At 67.9% G+C, this 19,288-nt stretch carries 15 protein-coding genes; 4 read left to right on the plus strand and 11 right to left on the minus strand.

The genetic code is table 11. The annotated features are described in order from the left end of the window. Positions 1–37: 37 nt before the first annotated feature. Both FHX52_RS22015 and FHX52_RS22020 read right to left on the minus strand, forming a co-directional pair. Complete coding sequence (locus FHX52_RS22015; RefSeq protein ID WP_141824473.1) at positions 38–598, minus strand: FMN-binding protein; 561 nt, start codon at positions 596–598, stop codon at positions 38–40. Next, a complete protein-coding gene (locus FHX52_RS22020) occupies positions 595–2,097 on the minus strand; it encodes a ferredoxin reductase family protein (RefSeq protein WP_246070324.1) in 1,503 nt (500 codons plus the stop codon). The genes FHX52_RS22015 and FHX52_RS22020 overlap by 4 nt, the downstream gene beginning before the upstream one ends. A 62-nt stretch (positions 2,098–2,159) precedes the next feature. Between FHX52_RS22020 and FHX52_RS22025 the strand changes: the two genes are divergently transcribed. Beyond that, positions 2,160–2,846 (plus strand): response regulator transcription factor, encoded by a 687-nt coding sequence (locus FHX52_RS22025; protein WP_141824474.1) that lies wholly within the window; start codon positions 2,160–2,162, stop codon positions 2,844–2,846. Continuing rightward, positions 2,843–4,171 (plus strand): sensor histidine kinase, encoded by a 1,329-nt coding sequence (locus tag FHX52_RS22030; protein ID WP_246070325.1) that lies wholly within the window; start codon positions 2,843–2,845, stop codon positions 4,169–4,171. The genes FHX52_RS22025 and FHX52_RS22030 overlap by 4 nt, the downstream gene beginning before the upstream one ends. 114 nt (positions 4,172–4,285) lie before the next feature. On the opposite strand, the gene FHX52_RS22035 is transcribed toward FHX52_RS22030, so the two are convergent. The 6 genes from FHX52_RS22035 to FHX52_RS22060 form a co-directional block, all read right to left on the minus strand. Beyond that, on the minus strand, positions 4,286–6,262 hold the full coding sequence (locus FHX52_RS22035) for a PxKF domain-containing protein (RefSeq protein WP_185747428.1): 1,977 nt from the start codon (positions 6,260–6,262) through the stop codon (positions 4,286–4,288). A gap of 365 nt (positions 6,263–6,627) precedes the next feature. After that, positions 6,628–7,470: a serine hydrolase gene (locus tag FHX52_RS22040; RefSeq protein WP_246070326.1), complete on the minus strand. Its 843-nt coding sequence runs from the start codon at positions 7,468–7,470 to the stop codon at positions 6,628–6,630. Beyond that, positions 7,463–8,374 (minus strand): alpha/beta fold hydrolase, encoded by a 912-nt coding sequence (locus FHX52_RS22045; RefSeq protein ID WP_141824476.1) that lies wholly within the window; start codon positions 8,372–8,374, stop codon positions 7,463–7,465. The genes FHX52_RS22040 and FHX52_RS22045 overlap by 8 nt, the downstream gene beginning before the upstream one ends. Positions 8,375–8,396: 22 nt before the next feature. After that, on the minus strand, positions 8,397–8,987 hold the full coding sequence (locus FHX52_RS22050) for a phage holin family protein (RefSeq protein WP_141824477.1): 591 nt from the start codon (positions 8,985–8,987) through the stop codon (positions 8,397–8,399). 135 nt (positions 8,988–9,122) lie between these two features. Further along, a complete protein-coding gene (gene nhaA / locus FHX52_RS22055) occupies positions 9,123–10,454 on the minus strand; it encodes a Na+/H+ antiporter NhaA (protein WP_246070327.1) in 1,332 nt (443 codons plus the stop codon). A gap of 145 nt (positions 10,455–10,599) precedes the next feature. Further along, on the minus strand, positions 10,600–11,871 hold the full coding sequence (locus tag FHX52_RS22060; RefSeq protein ID WP_141824479.1) for a glycosyltransferase family 87 protein: 1,272 nt from the start codon (positions 11,869–11,871) through the stop codon (positions 10,600–10,602). Between the two features lie 403 nt (positions 11,872–12,274). On the opposite strand from FHX52_RS22060, the gene FHX52_RS22065 reads away from it, so the two are divergent. Next, positions 12,275–12,499 (plus strand): hypothetical protein, encoded by a 225-nt coding sequence (locus FHX52_RS22065; protein WP_141824480.1) that lies wholly within the window; start codon positions 12,275–12,277, stop codon positions 12,497–12,499. Positions 12,500–12,512: 13 nt separating this feature from the next. Here FHX52_RS22065 and FHX52_RS22070 read toward each other — a convergent pair whose 3' ends face one another. Next, positions 12,513–13,787, minus strand: a complete 1,275-nt coding sequence (locus FHX52_RS22070) for a hypothetical protein (protein ID WP_141824481.1) — start codon at positions 13,785–13,787, stop codon at positions 12,513–12,515. A 686-nt stretch (positions 13,788–14,473) separates the two neighbouring features. Here FHX52_RS22070 and FHX52_RS22075 point away from each other — a divergent pair. Continuing rightward, the gene (locus FHX52_RS22075) at positions 14,474–16,540 is read left to right on the plus strand and encodes a DUF6311 domain-containing protein (protein WP_141824482.1); all 2,067 of its coding nucleotides are present in this window, start codon (positions 14,474–14,476) and stop codon (positions 16,538–16,540) included. Here FHX52_RS22075 and FHX52_RS22080 read toward each other — a convergent pair. Beyond that, positions 16,537–17,925: a hypothetical protein gene (locus FHX52_RS22080; RefSeq protein ID WP_141824483.1), complete on the minus strand. Its 1,389-nt coding sequence runs from the start codon at positions 17,923–17,925 to the stop codon at positions 16,537–16,539. The two genes, FHX52_RS22075 and FHX52_RS22080, sit on opposite strands and share 4 nt — an antisense overlap. Continuing rightward, complete coding sequence (locus tag FHX52_RS22085) at positions 17,922–19,160, minus strand: glycosyltransferase family 87 protein (protein ID WP_185747429.1); 1,239 nt, start codon at positions 19,158–19,160, stop codon at positions 17,922–17,924. The genes FHX52_RS22080 and FHX52_RS22085 overlap by 4 nt, the downstream gene beginning before the upstream one ends. Positions 19,161–19,288: the final 128 nt, after the last annotated feature.

Raw genomic sequence — 19,288 nt, forward strand, 5'->3', positions numbered from 1 at the left:
GGCACCGGGCGCGGGAGGGACGCCTGGTGCCGCTGGCTCAGCCGAGGTGGGCGGCGTCGATGGCGGACTGGAGGCTCTGGATGTAGCCCTCGCTCGTGTAGGTCGCACCGCTGACGACGTCGATCTGCGCCGACTGCTTGGAGAGCGCCTCCTGACGGAGGATCGGGGCGGCATACGCGCTGATCGAGACGGAGTGCTGCGAGCTGTCGGTGAGCTGCACGGCGCGCACATTGGTGATCTTCGTGCCGGTGTAGCTGACCTTGACCTGGACCGTGCCGAAGGGCGTGGAGGCAGCGCCGCCGAGGACCGTGCCCGAGGCGGGTGCCGGGGCAGGGGCAGGCGCGGCCTTGTGCGTCGGGTTCGGGGTCGCCGTGCGCCCACCGGAGGAGGTGCGTGAGCTCTTGGGCGGGGGTGCGGCGCTCGCCTTGGCGCTGGGTGACGCCTTGGCCGACGGCGTGCCCGAGGTCGTGGGCGGAGCCGCCGCCACGAGGTGGACCCCGCTGAGGGCGGGCTTCGCGGGCGTCAGGCCGGCTGCCCAGGAGGCGCCGAGCGCGACGGCGCTCGTGACGCCGACGATGACAGAAGTCGTCTTCCTCACCAGCTGAACCTCTCGTCGTGGATGTGCTTCTCGGGCACGCCCGCCTGGTGAAGTCCCTTGCGCACCAGATCCATCCACGGACCGGGGCCGCAGAGGTAGACCTCGTGGCGGGCGACGTCGGGCACGAGGGCGCGCAGTCGCTCGGCGTCGGAGCGGACCATCTCGCGGCGGCCCTTGCCCTTGCCCTCGCCGGTGCCGTCACCGGCGGGCGGCAGCCACGACCCGTTGGCGGGCGGGCCGAGGAGGGGCACGAGGTCGTGACCACCGGTGTGGGCGAGACGCGCGATCTCGTCGACGAGGGGCATCTGCGAGGCGTCGTTGGCGCGGTAGAGCACGGTGACGTCGCCGGCCGCGGCATGACGCTCGACGACGAGCTCCTCGAGGATGGCGCGCACGGGGGTGACGCCGATGCCGGCGGCGATGAGCAGAACTCGGCGTCGGGTGCGTGACTCGGTCGTGAAGGCGCCGTAGGGCCCTTCGACGAGGACGCGGGTGCCGCGGCGGAGGTGGGCGAGGGCGGCCGAGTGGTCACCGAGGCCGCGCACCGTGATGCGCAGGGTGTGACCGTCGGGCCGGCGCGACACCGACCAGGGGTGCGCGGCGAGGAAGAGGCCGGGGGTGACGAAGCGCCAGTTGAGGAACTGGCCCGCCTTGACCGGCAGGTGCGACAGGGCGCGGCCCTGCACGGTGACCGACCAGACGTCGTCACTCTCGTGGACGACCTTGGCGACGCGCAGGTCGTGGCGCAGGCTGCGCAGGACCGGCAGCAGGAGGCGCCACCACAGCACGCTCGCAGCGACGACGATGAAGAGGGCCCACCAGTAGGCGGTCGCCCACGACGAGGCGGTGAAGTCCGAGCCGATCGACAGCTCGTGGGGCACGGCGAGGATCACGGCGGCATACGCGGTGAGGTGGACGGCGTGCCACCACTCGTAGGAGAGGCGCCTGCGGGCGATGCTCACCGACGTCACGGCGATGACGACGAGCAGCACGGTGGCGACGGTCGCCATGAGCAGGTCGTCGCCACCGGTGACGAGGGTGAGGAACTGGCTGACCGCGCCGCCGAAGCCACCGGAGCCGTCGCGCACGGCATACCCGAGCACGATGGCTCCGATGTGCACGATGACGAGCGGCACGGTGATGCGGCCGAGCACGCGGTGCGCCTTGAGCGCGCGGTCCATGCCGTAGGCACGGTCGACCCACGGCACGCGGGCGGCGAGGAGGAGCTGGAGGAGGAGCAGGTTCATCGCGACGAGGCCGACGATGCGGCCGACGCCGACGAGGCGGTCACCGGCGCTGCCGTCAAGGAGCGCGTGGCTGCCGCCGCCGAGGAAGAACTGCACGACGACGAGCACGAGCGTCAGCAGCGCGGTGGCCTCGAGCAGGTCGGCGACCCTGGCGCGCCAGCGGCGGTGCTCCCGGCCGCGGCGGAGCGCAACTCGGACACGGTCGGCGGGCTGTGAGCGCGCGACCCGAGGGGATGACATGGTGTTGGACACGACACTGATCGTCGTCATCGGATCTCAGAGACTTGTGAGAGCGAGAAGGCACCGTGAAAGCCATGGACCCGCTGGACCCCCTCGCGTCGCCCGCGCGCCGCCTGCTCCTCGTCGAGGACGACGCCGACCTCTCGTCGATGCTCACCGAGCTGCTCACCGAGGAGGGGTATGCCGTGACGACCGTTCGTGACGGACAGGCGGGCCTGCACCGTGGGCTCGTCGAGCAGTGGGACGTCCTCGTCGTCGACCGCGGGCTGCCGGTCATCGAGGGGGTCGACCTCGTGAGCCGACTGCGCTCGAAGGGGATGGCCGCCCCGGTGCTGCTGCTCACGGCACGGGGCACCGTCGCCGACCGGGTGGAGGGCCTCGACGCCGGTGCGCAGGACTACCTCGTCAAGCCCTTCGACGTCGACGAGCTGCTCGCCCGCCTGCGGGCGCTGCTGCGGCCGCTCGGCGCCGGTGCGACCGAGCTCGCGGTGACCGGTGGCCGGCGGCTCGTCGTGGGGGAGCAGCGGGTGGTGGGCGGCGACGAGGAGGTGCTGCTCTCGCGTCAGGAGGCGCTGCTGCTCGAGACGCTGGCGCGCCGGCCGTCACGGGTCTTCACCCGGAACGAGCTGCTCGACACCGTCTTCGGCCGGGCCGACACCCTCGGAGCCGTCGACACCTATGTGCACTACCTGCGTCGCAAGCTCGGCCGCGGCGTCGTCGAGACCGTCCACGGTGTCGGCTACCGGCTGGGCCAGTCGTGACCGGGTCGCGCCGGGTGGGCGCGCACCGCGCGAGCTCGCGCGGAGCTAGCTCGCACGGAGCGGCCGCGCGCGGGGCCGGCGCGCGGGGCCGTGCCGGTGTCGACGACCCGGTGCGCACGGCCTCTCGCTCCATCGCTTTGCGCGTCGGCGCGACCACGGCGGTCGTCGTCCTGCTCGCCGTCATCGCCGCCGGTGTCGTCTATGACCGGCAGCAGCTCGCAAGCATCCGCGACCGGGTGACGGTGGCGGCGACGGCGGCCGACGACGTCGTCGATGCACCACCTGGCACGTGGATCATCGAGCACGGCGCCACCGGCACCAAGGCCACCGCCGGCACCCCGCGCTCGATCCTGGCAGCGACGGCGGGGATGGCGGTGTCGGGCGAGGACGTCGTGCAGTCGACGACGGTCGAGGCCGACGGCACGAAATGGCCCGCTGCGATCGCCCAGCGCGAGGACACGACCTTCATCGCCGTCTATGACATGCGGCTGCACGACTCCGAGGAGAGCCGCCTCTTCACGTCGATGGCCGTGGCCGGCATCCTCGGCGTGCTGCTCGCCGCCGCAACGGGTCTCATCGCCGGGCGGCGTGCGGTGCGTCCCCTCGCCCATGCGCTCGACCTGCAGCGGCAGTTCGTCGCCGACGCGAGCCACGAGCTGCGAACTCCTTTGTCGGTCATCAGCATTCGAGCACAGATGCTGCGCCGTCACCTCAAGCCGGACGACGAGGTGACCCGTGCTCAGGTCGACCAGCTCGTCGCTGACACGAAGGTCATGGGCGACGTCGTCTCCGACCTGCTGCTGTCAGCGCAGCTGGAGCAGTCGGGCACGGCCACCGACGCCGTTGACCTCGTCGCGGTCGCAGAGGGCGTCGCGCGCTCCCTCGAGCCGTATGCCGCCGAGGCCGGGGTCGCGCTCACGTGGCCGGTCTCCGCCGAGCGGGCTCCCGTCGTCGTCGACGGCGTCGCGACGAGCCTGCGCCGGGCGGTGCTCGCGCTGGTCGACAACGCCATCTCGCACTCGCCCGAGGGTGGCACGGTGGAGGTCACGGTCCAGCAGGAGGATGACTGGGCGTGGGCCCGGGTGGCCGACCACGGCACCGGCGTCGACCCCGACGACATCGCCCGGCTGACGCAGCGCTTTGCTCGCGACCGGCGCGGAGATGGGTCGCGGCGGGTCGGCCTGGGGCTTGCGCTCGTCACCCAGATCGTGCGGTCGCACGGCGGCCGCCTCGACGTGTCGCACACGCCAGGCGGCGGGGCGACCTTCGCCCTCGTGCTGCCGCTGTCACCGCCCTTCGACGACGACGGCTACGAGGACGACTGATCGAGTGGATGGGCCGGATGGGCTGACACTTGTCCTCCGCTGACGGCCGGGCCCATCACTCGCGGCGTGCGGAAGGCCCGGGCTTAGTGGCCCGGGCCTTCCGTCTCGTATCGCCTACTTCAGCTTGAAGTTCGCCGAAATCGAGCTTCCGTCGTCGGTCTTCATGACGACCTTGTAGCAGCTGCCAGCCTTCTTGGGGGTCTGCCAGTTCTGGATGAACTGACCGCCCGTGGTGTCGTAGCGAAGCACGGTCTGCCCGCTCGTGTACTGCTCGATGTCATCCTGGACCGCGCCGCTGAAGTCAGTGCATGGGACTTCTCCCCACTTGAACGTGTCGACCACAGCGGTATCCGTGAGCTCGGTGGAGCCGGCGAAGACCTCGAACTTCAGGGGCACGGTGGAACCCGCCTTGACCATGTTGAGCGCGCCGTTCATGTCGACGGGCTGGTAGAAGCCCTTCAGGGTCCAAGCGCTGACGGTGTAGTTGCGCGTGTCCGTTCCGGTGTTCCCAGCGTTGTCGTGCGCAGTGGCAGTCATGGTGTGGCCTCCGACTGCTGCGCTGTAGCCGCTCACCGCACAGTCCGCCGGTCCAGATAGCCCGTCAGTGGCGGAGCAGGTCGGAGGGGACGGCACGAACCCGAAGTAGTACGTCCCGCCGGCCGCCGGGCCACCCGTCCACAAGACCCCGGGGAGGGTCTTGTCGAGCTTGACGGTCAGTGAGGCCGCGTTGGTGCTCAGTCCGGCGTCGTTGGTGCAGGAGCCGTTGAACACCTGACCAGCCGTCTCGGTGGTCTGGGTCTGGTCCGAAGTACAGGTGACTGGTCCACTGATCGTGTCCGAGCCGCTGGTCGAGACGGTCACGTCGGAGGTGTACCAGCCGTTCTCGCCGGCGTCGCCGGCGGTGACGGCCAGGGCGGCGGAGGGACCGGTCTTGTCGAGCTTGACGGTCAGAGGGGCCGCGTTGGTGGTCAGTCCGGCGTCGTTGGTGCAGGAGCCGTTGAACACCTGACCAGCCGTCTCGGTGGTCTGGGTCTGGTCCGAAGTACAGGTGACTGGTCCACTGATCGTGTCCGAGCCGCTGGTCGAGACGGTCACGTCGGAGGTGTACCAGCCGTTCTCGCCGGCGTCGCCGGCGGTGACGGCCAGGGCGGCGGAGGGACCGGTCTTGTCGAGCTTGACGGTCAGAGGGGCCGCGTTGGTGGTCAGTCCGGCGTCGTTGGTGCAGGACCCGTTGAACTCCTGGCCTGTCGTCTCGCTGGTCTGGGTCTGGTCGGGCGTGCAGGTGACTGGTCCGCTGATGCTGTCTGTGCCGCTGGTCGAGACGGTGACGTCAGAGGTGTACCAGCCGTTCTCGCCGGCGTCGCCGGCGGTGACGGCCAAGGCGGCCGAAGGACCGGTCTTGTCCAACTTGATGGTGACGGACTTCGAGGTGGTGCCTCCCGCGCTCGTCGCCGCGCACGTGAGGGTCTGGCCAGTCGTCTCCGTGCTGATTGTGACGGCATCGCAGCCACTGCTCGACGTGATGGCGGACTCGTTGTCGACGACCAACCACGAGACGGTGACGTCTGACGTGTACCAGCCGTTGGCGCCAGCCGTACCTATCACGGTCGGGGTGATGGACGGAGGCGTCGTGTCAGTCGGTGCCGGTGCCCCAACGCGCAAGGTGAATGAGGCGGGTGCGCTGTTGAAGAGACTGTTGGCTTTGCCGCCGCTGACGCTGGCGACCGAGACGTTGTAGTCACCCGGAATAGTGCTCGTGGGGATGGCAAAGTTGACGTTCTGCACCACGCCGCAGTCGGTGAAGGAGAGCGTAGTGGTGCCCGCCATCACACCGCTGGGAACGGACAGGTTTACGGTCACGGGCGCGTTCCCGGCCGCATTGCACCCTTGTCTGTCGCCTGTCGGGTCGGTCACCCCGCCGGTCTGCCCCTCGAGGATCTGGAAGCCGACCGAGGAAGAAGTCCCTGCGACGACGTTCCTGATCTCCAATGCAGTGTCCGGTGTTGAGTCGATGGTGTTGGTGACCTGGTCTGCGAAAGCGGCGTGGCTGCCAAGTGCCAAAAGCACGGCGCTCGTGGCCAGGGTCCCCAAAGCCCTCAATGTTCTTCTCATGTGATGTTGCTCCACTGCGTGAGTTGTAGTCCTCCGGGGCATCGCCCCAAGGGCGTCGTCAGCCGAGCCCCCGGACGACTACTCGGACAGTAGCCACCGCAGAATCTGTCTGTCGGGCGTTTGGCGAAGTCGCCAGGTGAGTGTGGACACACCAAACCTCGTGCGCGCAAAGAACTCTGCTGCGATCCTCCAGATCTGGCAATGTCTGATGAGAAGAAGTGGCTACGGGGGATCAAACCTTGAGGTGCTTTCCCAGGCCTCGCTTGGCTCGACCCTTCGAGCCCCCATCCGGCCCCAAGATCTCGGTGTAAGCGACTACCTGATCCCTTGCCGCAAGCAGCTTCTCAGGAGGTCGCGAGGCGCAGCACGTGGTCGCCGACGAGGCGCATCCCGCGGAGCACGGACCACACGGTGAGGTGCTCGAGGGAGGTGCCGACGGCCGGCTCCCAGTTGGCGATCGCGGCCCAGCTGACCGTGCGGCCGCTAACGGTGAGGGTGCCGACATCGGCGCGGACTCCGGCATCGGTGCCGGTCTTGTTCCACAGCGCCGGCTCGAGATCGAGCGAGTCGTGGTGGGCGATGGGGTCGATGCCGGCCTGGTCGACGAGCGGCAGCCCGACCATTGACTGGTCGACGTTCGCGGAGAGCCACTGACGCACCCGCCGGTCTGAGTCGGGACCCGTGGCGGTGCCCGTCGCGATGCGGTGGGCGAGGGCGCTCAGCTCGCCGGCGCTGCCCGTGCTGAGGGTCGCCGGGTGCTCGGCCGTGCGGTCGTCGCGCACCCGGTCGTGCAGGGCCGTCGCCCTCAGCCCGAGCGCGGTGGCGCGGGCGGCCACCTCGGCGAGGCCCACCCGGCGCAGCAGCACGTTGGTCGCGAGGTTGTCGGAGAGCGCACCGACGAGGGCGGCGACGTCGACGAGCGGCAGGGTCTCGATCGACAGTGTGTGCCAGAGGCCCGAGTCACCCACCCACTCGTCGAGCGAGCGGGTGAGCGGCTCGTCCGGTGACAGCTCCCCGGCGGAGATGGCACGAGCCGTCTCGAGCAGCAGCAGGACCTTGCCGACGGAGGCCGTGCGGAGGGAGGCGTCGGGCGAGACCCAGGCCAGCGGCATACCGGAGTGGTCGCGGATGCACAGCGACCACGTGACGCCACCGGCGTCAGGGAGCTCGATGTCGTTGTCAGGCAAGGGAGTCGAGCCAGGAGACCAGCGCGGCGTTGACCTGCTCAGGGGCCTCTTCGCCGAGGAAGTGGCCGGCCCTGTCGATCTTGATGTGGCGGTAGTCGCCGGGCACGAAGGCGCCCGAGCCGTAGGTCGGCTCGAGGAGGACGCAGCCGTCGTCGGCGCCCTGCAGCTGGAGGACGGGCACGCGGATCGCGTGGCGGATGCGTCGCATGAAGAGGGGGCCGTCGGGGCGCACGGCGGACCGGCCGATCCAGCGGTAGTGCTCCGCGGCGGAGTGGGCGACGAAGGGGATCATCATCGCGTCGCCGTAGCGGGCGATGTCCTCGTCCGTCGGGAAGGTGCCGAAGGGTGAGGCCCACGACGTGAGGAGCCGCCCGACATAGTCGTGCGACTCGGTCATCTGACGCTCGGGGACGAAAGGTTTCTGCAGGCCGGCGATCCACTGCGAGGCACGGCGCTGCTTGTGGTCCGACCAGCTGGCATGACGCATGATGCGCGGGTGCGGCATCGAGAGTGACGCGATGGCGCGCGTGACGTCGGGCCGCAGGCTCGGCATGGACCACGCGATCCATCCGCCGAGGCCCTGGCCGACGATGACCGCTTCCTTCTCACCGAGGGTGCGGATGACGCTCGCGGCGTCGAGGGTCGCCATGTAGGTGTCGTAGCCGCGAGGCGGCTTGTCGGAGCCGCCGTAGCCGCGCAGGTCGAGGGCGGCGGCGCGGTAGCCGGCGGCAGCGAGCGCGACCATCTGGTGGCGCCACGCATACCAGAACTGCGGGAAGCCGTGGAGGAGCAGGACGAGCGGGCCCTCACCCAGCTCGGCGACGTGGAAGCGTGCACCGTTGGCCGAGATGTAGCGGTGCTCCCAGGGGCCGTCGATGTTGACGAAGGCAGAGTCGACGGGCATGGGTGCGGCGGGGTCGTGCGGGTCAGGCGTCGCGCGACGGGTCGGGCTTGCCCGTCGTGCCGGTGGTGTCGATGACCGTCGTGTCGGCCGAGGAGGCGGGTGTCGCCGGCGGCGTGGCCCGCGTCGCGCTGACGGAGGCCGTCGGGCGATTCGACATCGCCTTCGCGACGCGCGGGTCCCACGATGGCGGCGGCGCCGGCACGACGGTGCCGGGGTTGGCGAGCGCGGCCTTGATGCCTGCGACGCTCTGCTGGGTCGAGGCGATCGCCTTGTCGGGCGAAGGCTGCACCGTCTTCATCTTGCGGACACCGAGCCAGCCGAGGACCGCCGCGACGAGGAGCATGAGGACGGTGACGATGAGGAAGCTGGCCCAGCGGGGCAGCCCCATCGCTTGAATGCCCTCGGCGAGCGTGATGAAGATGAAGTAGACCGAGTAGAAGAGCACGACAGCGGCGCCTGCGAGCAGACCCGCGGCGACGCCGCCCTTCTTCGCCTGGACGGCGATCTCAGCCTTGGCGAGCGCGATCTCGCTCCGGATGAGTGCGGAGATGTCCTCGGTCGCCGAGGCGACCAACTGACCCAGCGTCCGCTCCGGCCGGGGATCCGTGCTCATGGGCTCACTTCCTCGATCATGCCGTGGGCCGCGCCGGTGCGCTGCCGATGCCACCCTACTGTGCTGCTCTTACCCAGACACGCACGGATCGGGGCGGCCGGGTGGGTTGAGGTGTCCGGGGGCGCGCGCGGCCGGTCAGCGGGGTTGCTCGTAGACGTCGGGGATGCCGTCGAGGTCGCGGTCCTCGGTCTCTCGGGCGTGCACGTCGCGGTAGTGCGTATTGCGCAACCGCAGCACTCCGGTGGCGAGCAGCGCGGCGATGAGGCTGCCGGCGAGGACGGCGAGCTTGACGTGGTCGTCGCGCTCGGAGCCACCGCCGAAGGCGAGCTCGCCGACGAGCAGACTGACGGTGAAGCCGACTCCGGCGAGCACCGACAGGCCGAACACATCGGTCCAGCTGAGGTCCTCGTCGAGCTCGGCGCGGGTGAAGCGGGCCACGGCCCAGGTGCCACCGAAGACGCCGATGGCCTTGCCGGCGACGAGGCCGACGACCACGCCGATCGCAACGGGGTCGGTGACCGCGCCGGCGAATCCGCCCCCGACGACGGTGACTCCGGCAGCGAAGAACGCGAAGACCGGGACGGCGAAACCGGCGGAGAACGGTCGGATCCTGTGCTCGAGGCGCTCGGCGAGGGAGTGGCGGTTGGGGTCGTCCTCGGCCTCACGGTGCACCGGGACGAGGAGCCCGAGGAGGACGCCGGCCACGGTCGCGTGGACGCCGCTGTTGTGGACGAACATCCAGGCGAGCAGAGCGGGGATCGCGAGGAGGAGGGGGTTGGTCAGCTTCCGCTTGAGCAGCAGGCGCCACGCCGCCAGCGGGACGACCGCCGCCAGCAGCCAGAGGAACTTCACCGTCTCGGTGTAGAAGACGGCGATGATGGTGATGGCGATGAGGTCGTCGACGACGGCCAGCGTCAGCAGGAACGAGCGCAGCGAGCTGGGCAGGTGCGTGCCGATTACCGCGAGCACCGCCAGGGCGAAGGCGATGTCGGTGGCGGTGGGGATGGCCCAGCCGCGCAGCATGCCCCCCACGTCGGCGCTGCTGTCGCCTCTCGTGAGGGCGAGCACCGTCACGACGAAGAGGACAGCGGGCAGCAACACGCCGCATACCGCCGCGGCGACGGGCAGGGCCGCCTTGCGCCGGTCGGAGAGGTCGCCCGCGACGAACTCTCGCTTGAGCTCGATGCCGGCGACGAGGAAGAAGACGGCGAGCAGGCCGTCGGCGGCCCATGTGCCGAGGCTCAGGTCGAAGTGCAGGGAGGAGGGCCCCACCACGGTGTCGCGAAGAGTCGCGTAGGCGTCCCGCCAGGGCGAGTTGGCCCAGACCAGAGCCGCGACGGCGGCAAGGAGGAGGATCGCGCCGCCAACCGTCTCGGTGCGCAGCAGGTCAGCGACGTAGCTCGCCTCGCGCCAAGTGCCACGGCTGAGGAGCCGGGTCGCCTTGCTCGGGCTGGGGTTCTCGCTCACGGGCGGTTCCTTCGAGGCACAGGGGTCATGGGACGCCGACCAGACTTCCCGGCACACCATGGCCACGGGCAGCGGTGCTGTGAGCCGTGGTCGATCCTATCGGGAGGTGTGCGAGGGCGCCTTTGCGCCGGCATCCTCCACCTCGTCAGACCGTCTGTTGCAGCGGTGGTCGTTCCCCAACGCAGTGCCGTCGGAAGCGGATCCAGAGTGTCAGGAGCACACCCGCCGTCCATGGAGCGCCGATCAGCGTCAGGGGCCACGGGAGGCTGGTCGTCAGCACGTGTAGAGGCGCGACGAGCCACAGCAGGACAAAGGCGGCCGCGAGGAGCACGCGCGTGTCCGCAGACCACAGGTGTTCCATGAGGACAAGAACGGCAGGGAAGATCAGAACGAGGTCATAGACCATGAAATGGGGCGAGGCTATGGCGGTGGTCAGTCCTGCAAATGCCCACAGCTGGGAGGCTGAAGGTCGCCCTCTGGAGAGGCTCGCAATGCTGACGAGCACCAGCACGACTCCCGCGGCGTAGGCCAGCAGCTCACCCCAGTGCCCCACATCAGGGGGGAGCGCAGACAGCAGCCAGCCAGGCACGCTCACCGACTTCCAGGCCTGGCCCCGTTGAACAGCCTCGGCGTAGAGCGGCGACGTCGAGATGTCCAGCCATGCCAGGTTCTGCGGCAGCCCGACTGCGGCGATTCCGATGGCGACCAAGACAACGGCGCCGATGAGGAACGAGCCGATCGCACGCCACTGGCGCAGCAGCAGCAGGGCGATCGGAGCCATGAAGATCAGTTGCGGCTTCATCAGGCCGAGCGCGAACACAAGCCCCGCAGAGACGGCCCGCCCGTTCGCGAGCCAGCGAAGCGACGCCACGACGAAGAGCAGCACGAGTGAGCTGTCCTGGCCACCTCCGAGCAGCTCGAGGACGGGGTAGCTGCCAACCATCGGCACAGCGATCACCAGCGCACGCGGGCGGTCTCCCGACGGGAGAATCGCCAACGAGATCCGGAGCGCGAGGGCGAGAGCCGCCGCCGAGATCAGCGTCCACACCACGCAGGCGACGGGGTAGGGCAGCAGTGCGAACGGTACGAACATCACCGCAACGAATGGGGGCGAGACGAACCACGACAGGCTCGTTGCCCCCAGGAGCTGTGTCTGCACTCGTGCTTGCGCCGCTGGCGAATAGAGGTCGTCCGCTCCGTCGAGCAGCATGCGTCCGGCCGTCCAGCGGGCGGCAAAGTCCGGGAGGGGGAGACGTCCACTCGCGACGAACCACGAGATCACAAGGGCGATTCCGAACCCCAGGAAGAGGATCAGTGGGTAGACACGCACGCGCTGAGGGGTCAATAACATGTCGAGGCGCTGCGTGAGCCGCGAGGCGCTGGAACCAAGGTGGGCGGTCCGGAGGCGTCGCATCATGAGGGCAACGCTTGAGTGGGCCGCGGGAGCATGGGCCCAGCGTAAGGAGCGTTGGGCCGCACGCGAGCCAAGTAACTTGAGTGGCCCGTCCCGTGGTTCCGGCGGGCAGGCAGATCTCCCGGCCACTACCAGTCAGCTCAAGTGGTCATCATCGTCGAGGCGCTGCGGCCGGTTCCTGCTCACCCGGCTGGGGAGGCGGCATGTGAGCTTGAGACTCCATGGAGTGTCGCTGCGGCTAAGTTCCAGGACGAGAGGGCCGGTTTCACTTGCGTGGTTCCGAGTCGACCCCGGCCATCCGACGGACTGCCGACGTCGTGCGCGACGGGTCTGGTCGCGGAGCAGAGACGGGCCGTATCTTGGGCTGCAGAGGGCATGGTGCCCGCGGTTCGTCCCGGGGGGGAGCATGAGCGAGAAGCCTGAGGGCTGGTATTACGTCGGCGACGGCAAGTTGCGCTACCGCGATGACTACGGCTGGACGGCGTACTACCTGGACACCACCGACCCGCGCGCGCAGACTTGGCCACCTCCAAAGCCGCGGACGATGTTGCAGCAGGTGCGCGACGAAGAGAAGCTCAGATCTGTCACGGCTGCGAAGCGTCGTGGACTGTTTCGCAGGAGCAGCAGGTGAGTGACGCTTGGACCTAGGGGATGCTCATTCCTTCGACCGAGTGCGTCAGGACGTAGCGGATCCACCACCACTGCGTTAGCAGTCCGAGGAGCGCGAGCGCGGCCGTACCTGCAACCCTTGCGCGTCGAGACGAGAGTTCTGTGGTTGCCAGGGGCCAACACACGGGAAGCGCTAGGAGGTAGTAGCGCAGCCCGTTGGGACTCCAGTTCGTCGCCATGAGGATGTATGCAGAGTAGGTCAGGCTCCACATTCGAAGGGTGGTGTCCGGCTGGCCGATCGTCACAAGTCGAAGGACGAGCGCGATCCAGGCGATGGCCAAGACTGTAGCCGTGAGTGGCCCGCCAAGAACATCTGCATAGCGTTGGATGAACCGCATCGGGGCAATAAGTGCGATATCCGTGACCCAAGCCTGCTGGCTGACTAGGTACGCGCCAGCTTCTCCGGTCTTGAGGGCGACGACAGTGGGCCACGCGAGAGTCAAGGAGGCTGACCACGCGGACAAGAGCATGTAGCCGACGAACCGCTGCTGGCCACGTCTCCGCCGCCATTCGATGAGAGCGAGCACGGCAAAGAAGAAGGCGAAAGCCGCGACGATGTTCCGCGTAAATGCCAGGGCCATGAGTAGTAGCGCCGCCCACGCGAGCTTCCGGCGTAGTACTGCCGCTAGAATCAAAAGGACGAATGTCAGGGCAAGTGGATCGGTGTAGGCGATAAGAAAGACTGGAGCACACGTGAAGGCGGACAGGCAGGTGGCCGCGATTAGTGCCCCCAGCGTGTCAGACTGGTTGCGGAGAACGATCCTGTAGAGCAGCAGGGTGCAGACGGCCCCGAGAAGGATCGACATTGTTGTTGCGACGATCGGAAAACTGAGGCCTGAGGCTGACATCAGCGCTCGAGCGAGAATGGGGAAGAGCGGGAAGAAGGCGAACTCGTTCTGAATCACCTGACCCGACGAGTTGCGCGGCAGCCGATCTGGGTAGCCGTACTCGGCGATCTGCCAGTACCACTGACCATCCCAATTGGTAACAGTCGTCAGATATCCTGGGGGCGCGGGCCCCGCCTTTGTCACGAAATAGCCCAAGCTTTCGAGGTCCTGCGAGGCGGGGATAACCTCTGACTGGCTTGCCAGCGAGATCATGAGGACGTTGATGGCTCTGAATATCGTATAGATAAGCAATGGCAGGATCCACCAGTACGGTCGCGCCGAAACGGTAGGTGCAATCGCCTTGGACCCCCAATGTCGGAACGAGTCCACAACTCCTCCCGACATCTCCTTACCACGCATCACGAAATGTCTTTCTCTTGCTTGAATGCTTTGAGCGGGAGTTCCTGGTAACGGCTGATCGAGCCCATGACCAGCGTCACACGTGCTCTCCCACCTGGCCGAGCCTAACGGCGGTCCTCAACTCATGGGCCTATATTCTGATGCCTCAACGCTTCGATTGCGCTGGGGCGGCCGCCATCCCCTCAGGGTGGACGATTCTGCCGTGGTGGGAATGCACGCTGTGAGGTTGCAGAAGCCGTGGGCTCGGGGACTGCTCGAGCGCGCCCCAGGGCGCCTCGATTGGACGGTCCAGGTGGCCAGCCCCGGCGGCTGCCCGCCTGCTCGCGCGGCGCGGGCCAGCCGAGGGGGAGGCCGACGATTCCACCATCTCCACTGCGACGAGGCATCGCCCAATCGTGGCGTGTTCTGGGTTTGACCTCGAGGTAGTTGGGGTCCTGCGAACTCCGAGCGAGGCACTGCGAGTCGGATACGGTGCGCGATAGGCCAACGCCGTGTCGGCGGGATCGGAGGGGTGCGAGGTGAACAAAGCGGGATCCACTGGGGCCTCCTGGCGGGTTCTCGGAGCACTTCGTCGTGCAAGCGGCCCGTTTGCGACCTTTGTCCTGAGCCTTCTGGCGATGACACAGGCCACCCGCCTGTGGGAGTGGCGACCCGGTACCCCGTTGGGACGTTCGGGCGACGCCCCATGGATGGCCACGCTGGTACGCACATACATCGAGCACGGCCCCTACGGCGACAACCCTCTCTTTGGTGCCCCCTTCTCGCTCAACACGGGGTGGGCGTCGACCGTTGATGACATTCACATCTGGGTGCTGAGCGCCTTGGGGCACATCGTCTCGGACCCCTTCACGGTCTTAGCCATGTACTACTTCGCATGCTTCCCACTGTCTGCGCTCGCCATGTACTGGTTGTGCCGCAAGTACGGAGTCGGTCGACCAGCGGCCGTGGCCCTGGGGGTGCTCTTCTCGGTGGTTCCTGGGCAGCAGGAGCGGTTCGTACACCTGTTTCTTGCCGCCTACTGGGCGGTGCCCTTTGCCATCTACCTCATCATCGAGACAGCCCGTGGCCATCGCATTCTGCCCACGCGAGCCGTTCTGACGAGCTCACATCGTCGACACGCTGTTCGACGATTGACGGCAACGGTGTCGATGTTGGTGCTGCTCGGGCTGGGCGACGTCTACTACGTGGCCTTCACCGCTCTCATCCTGGCGGCTGTCGCGGTGCTGCGACAGTTCAGGGGGCCTGACCTGCGTGAGGTCGGCCGGCTTGCCATCCCCGCGGTGATCATGGTCATCCCTGCCGCGGTCAGTCTGTGGTTTGCCCGGCAACGGGCCGGTCGGGACGAAGTGACCGGGGGGATGGCCTTTTCCCGCTCGGTTGCCGACTCAGATCGCTGGGCGGGCCGCCTGATGGACCTCGTCCTGCCGTGGAACGGACACCGGATCCCGTTCTTCGGCAAGCTGACCGACTCATACAACGTTGTGACGGAGACCCAGGGAGAGTCGGCGGCTCTCGGACTCATCGCGCTTGCGGGGGTGGTGGGCATCCTCGGTGTCGCGGGAGCCGGCATTCTCAAGTCCAGATCTGGCTGGAAGGGGCCGCTGCTGGCGGCGATGGCGGTCGTGCTCTTGGTGGCATTCGCGTTCTACACCAAGGGGGGGCTCGGCTCCTGGTTTGCGCTCTTCTTCACGCCGCAGATCCGGACGTGGTCCAGGCTGTTCCTCTTCATCGCGGCGATTGGCTACCTCGGTGTCGGTCTCTGGCTGACGCACCTAGGGAGGTTGCGCGGACGATGGGTGGCCTGGCCTCTTGCGGCGGCGGTGCTCGTGGTCGGGGTCTTGGACCAGACCAACCCTGGTCGGGCCCCCGATTACGCCGAACAGCGCGCCCATCTCAGCGAGCTCCAGCGCTTCGACGACTCCTTGGAGCGGACTGTGGGAGCTGGGTGCCCGATCTTCGTGCTGCCGGTGGTCCAGTTCCCGGAAGTCCTCGACGAGAGCGTTGCGGAGATCCAGTCACTCGGTTTGGCGTCTCACGATTTGAGGTGGAGCTTCGGAGCCATTAAGGGGACGGCTCCAGCAGACTGGCAGCTGGGTCTACCGATGAAGGACGCCACTCGCTTGCTCGACGATCTGAGCGCGGTCGGATATTGCGCGGTTGTCACACATGACAGCTTGCCCAAGAGACAGCCCGCGCTCTCGTCGGCGCTGGCCAGCCTGTTGGGCCAGCCCGTAGCCACGATGCCGGCGGGGACCTTCATCGCTTATGACCTGAGGCCGAACACGCGAGCCCTGACCTCGAAGATCGGCAAAGGTGGCGTCGAGCGAAGCCGCGCTCAGGTGCTCAACCCTCTCGTCGTCTCGTTGTCCGGCGTCTGGCGCACCGATGAGTCGGACCCGGTCAGATTCCCGATGGGCCCCACGCCCGCGCTGCAGCTGAGCAACATGTCCGATGCGGCCGTGCAGGTCGAGGCCGAGGTGACACTGACCGCAGGTCCTGAGGCGCCTCAGACCTTTACCCTCGAGCGAGGAGGGTCGATCCTCGGACAGCTGCATCTCGCTGCGGGGGAGACCGGAAAGCTCACCGGAGTGGCAACGATTTCCCCCGGACAGACCACGCTGGACATTCAGGTGCCTGGCGCACTCGAGGACCTAAGCCGATACCAGCAGAGAGTGAAGCTGCCGTACATCACCGATGTGAGGGCACGATCCAGTGACACTGAGGTCAACGTCGGAGTCAACCTGCCACAGCCCTAGGGCCGCGCAGGGCGCTCCATAAGGTCGTAGCCACCGATCTGTTGGACCGTGTCGAAGCCAGCCTGCGCCGCGAGCCGGGACGCATCGGAGCCCGTGGGTGCGACGACGAGCGATGCCGAGTCGAGAGCCGGACTGGATTGATTACCCACTCCGGCCAGGAAATCGAGAAAGGCGGATTGGTCCCCGCGTGAGAAGGCATCGATCGGGTTGGCGGCCCAGACGCGGGTGCCCGCAGCAGCCAACGACTCGGCGAGCGGCTCGGTTGCCAGAACCGTACGGCCCTGGGCGCGCTGGTCGACAGCCACTACGACGGGTAGATGCGCGTCGAACGCAGGCGTCCGGAGCCACAGGACGAGCCCGCATCCCGCAGCCACGACTGCTGCGGTGATGGCAACGGTTGCAGGTCGGAGCGACTGCGGCGGGGTGGTGCGACTTCTCCGACTTCGGACGCTCCAAGCGCTGGCGGCGAGTGGCGCGCTGAAGAGCAGGAGCCACACGCCGTGGCGTGCGGCCAAGAGGGTTCCGACTCCCAGGCCTGCCAGAACCACGTACTCCCAAGCCGGCAGGCGCTGGCGGACCGCCGAGACTGCAAGGACGGCAGCCGCACCGACAAGGAGGACGTCGAACGGCTGTGTCAGCTGAGGTGTCGCCCAGAGCTCGGAGCGTCGACTGGCGGCCTCGTTCGTGAGGACCCCGTAATAGTAGGCGCCGGTCTGGATATGAGCCGGAGTGAAGAAGAGAGCGGCAAGGGCTCCGAGCCCCACACCGAAGGCTGTCCACGGATCCGTGCGCAGGCGCGCGAAGAGGAGGTAGGCACCGGTGACCGCCAGCCCCACCAGCACCGCTCCGTGCAGGTTTCCCCAGATCGCGAGCAGTGGAAGCGCCAGCCAGATCCGGGCCGTGGGGCGTCTGTATTCGGTGCGCAAGAGGAGCAGCAGGAGCGCGAAGGGCACGAGGGAGTACAGCTGTGACCGCACGACTCCGAACGCGGGGAGAGCCCCGATGACCACCAGTGACACGGCTCCTGCAGTCGGCCCGCGCCCCGCACCCAGCCGTCGTGCCCCGACCGCGACGAGGCCGAGGGCCGTGGCATCTGCAGCTAGCTGAAGCATGGGGAGTCCGACGGGACCCAGGCGATTCGCGAGGGAGAACATCACCTCACCCAGGACCGGGACGTTGACCCACCCAGTCGAGTCCGCCACGGCGAAGGGCAGACCGACGGGAACCTGGCCGTCACGGATGATCGTGTCGCCAAGAGCGACGAGCCAGAACGCGTCTGACCCCACGACCACAGTGATCGACAGAAACGCGATGACGATGACGAGCACGGCGGGGACCAACCATCGATCGAGCCCTACGAGCCCGGCCTGTCGTGTCGTCCTCATCGAGAACCTCTCTCCGGGGGCAACGCAGCGTCTGAAGGTCGGCGCAGGAGCCGGTACCAGAGGAGAAACGCGCCGAGCGCGGCCCAGGGGGCTCCAAGGGACGTGACCGGCCAGGACGATCCCGCGAGGAGGAGCTGGATGGGCGCCGCCAGCCACAGGGCAGCAGTCATGCCAACGAGCGTGAGACGCGTGACGGCATCCCAGCCCGTCCAGGCCAGCGCAAACACGACCGGGATGATCAGCACGAGGTCGTAGACGAGGACGTGGGGCGCTGCGATCACCGTCGTGGCCAACACGAGTGCCCAGGCGAATTGCTGACTCGCATCTCGTCGGATCGTCACGGCTCGCAAGGCTGGCACGCATGCTGCCAGACCCGTGAGGGTTGCGAGCAGTTGCCACCAACGACCGAAGTCAGCCGGCGCAAGCCCCGTGAGAAGAGCGGAGACGTTGACCCCCTTCCAGGCGAACCCCTGTTGCACCGCCTTCGAGTAGTCACCCGACGAGACCACTGCAAGCCACCTAGAGATGCCACCGGGGCCCATCATCACGAGCGATACGACCGTGAAAACCACTGCGACGGCGATGAATCCTGCCAGAGCGCGTGGCTGACGCCTGAGAACCAAGAGCACCGGAACGAGGAAGATCAGGTGCGGTTTGACGAGCCCCAAGCCCAGGCAGGCGCCAGCCTGATACGCCCTATCCCGGGACAACAGGTGCACCCCGGCCGCCACCGCAAGGAGTACCAGCGTGGTGTCCTGACCTACGAAGAGCACCTGTAGCACGGGATACGACGTCCAGATGACCAGCGTCGTCGTGCGCCAGTTGTCGGCGAGAACGGCCGGTGCCCAGGGCCGCAGGAGCCTGACCGAGAGCCACAGCGCACTCGTTGAGATCGCCAACCAGACGAGGCAGGCGAGCCAGTAGGGCAAGAGCGACAACGGGGCGAACAAGACTGCGACGAAGGGCGGGGAGACGAACCAGGAGAACTGATCGGTACCGGTGCCGTTGCGCTGCACCTCTGCCTGACGAGCCAAGTCGTAGAGTGCCGATCCCTGTCCGGTCACAACGAGACGACCCGCGGACCAGCGGGCAGCAAAGTCCGGAAATGCGGCGAGTTCCGGGATCGTCAACCACGCTGTGACCAATGCGGCAACGAAGACGGTCGCACTCGCCAGCGCCCAGACCTGCACACGCTTGCGCGTGACCTTGGCGTCTACCCGGCGCACGAGGGACACGAGGGACGCGGCGAGGGGAGGCCGGTGCGGGTCGCCACCGACGGAGGCCCCGCCCCCCGCCTCGAAGCTGCGTCGGCCTGACATCACGGTCCATCATGTCCGACGGTGGAGGTGGAGTCGGCAAAACG

It is taken from the genome of Humibacillus xanthopallidus (assembly GCF_006717145.1).
Classification (GTDB): Bacteria; Actinomycetota; Actinomycetes; order Actinomycetales; family Dermatophilaceae; genus Humibacillus; species Humibacillus xanthopallidus.

Bases quoted from the DNA above. Each gene is read 5' to 3' on its own strand.
- FHX52_RS22025 (WP_141824474.1), top strand. From the start codon at position 2,160: ATGGACCCGCTGGACCCCCTCGCGTCGCCCGCGCGCCGCCTGCTCCTC.
- FHX52_RS22045 (WP_141824476.1), bottom strand. From the start codon at position 8,374: ATGCCCGTCGACTCTGCCTTCGTCAACATCGACGGCCCCTGGGAGCAC.
- FHX52_RS22050 (WP_141824477.1), bottom strand. From the start codon at position 8,987: ATGAGCACGGATCCCCGGCCGGAGCGGACGCTGGGTCAGTTGGTCGCC.
- FHX52_RS22060 (WP_141824479.1), bottom strand. From the start codon at position 11,871: ATGATGCGACGCCTCCGGACCGCCCACCTTGGTTCCAGCGCCTCGCGG.
- FHX52_RS22065 (WP_141824480.1), top strand. From the start codon at position 12,275: ATGAGCGAGAAGCCTGAGGGCTGGTATTACGTCGGCGACGGCAAGTTG.
- FHX52_RS22075 (WP_141824482.1), top strand. From the start codon at position 14,474: ATGGCCACGCTGGTACGCACATACATCGAGCACGGCCCCTACGGCGAC.
- FHX52_RS22080 (WP_141824483.1), bottom strand. From the start codon at position 17,925: ATGAGGACGACACGACAGGCCGGGCTCGTAGGGCTCGATCGATGGTTG.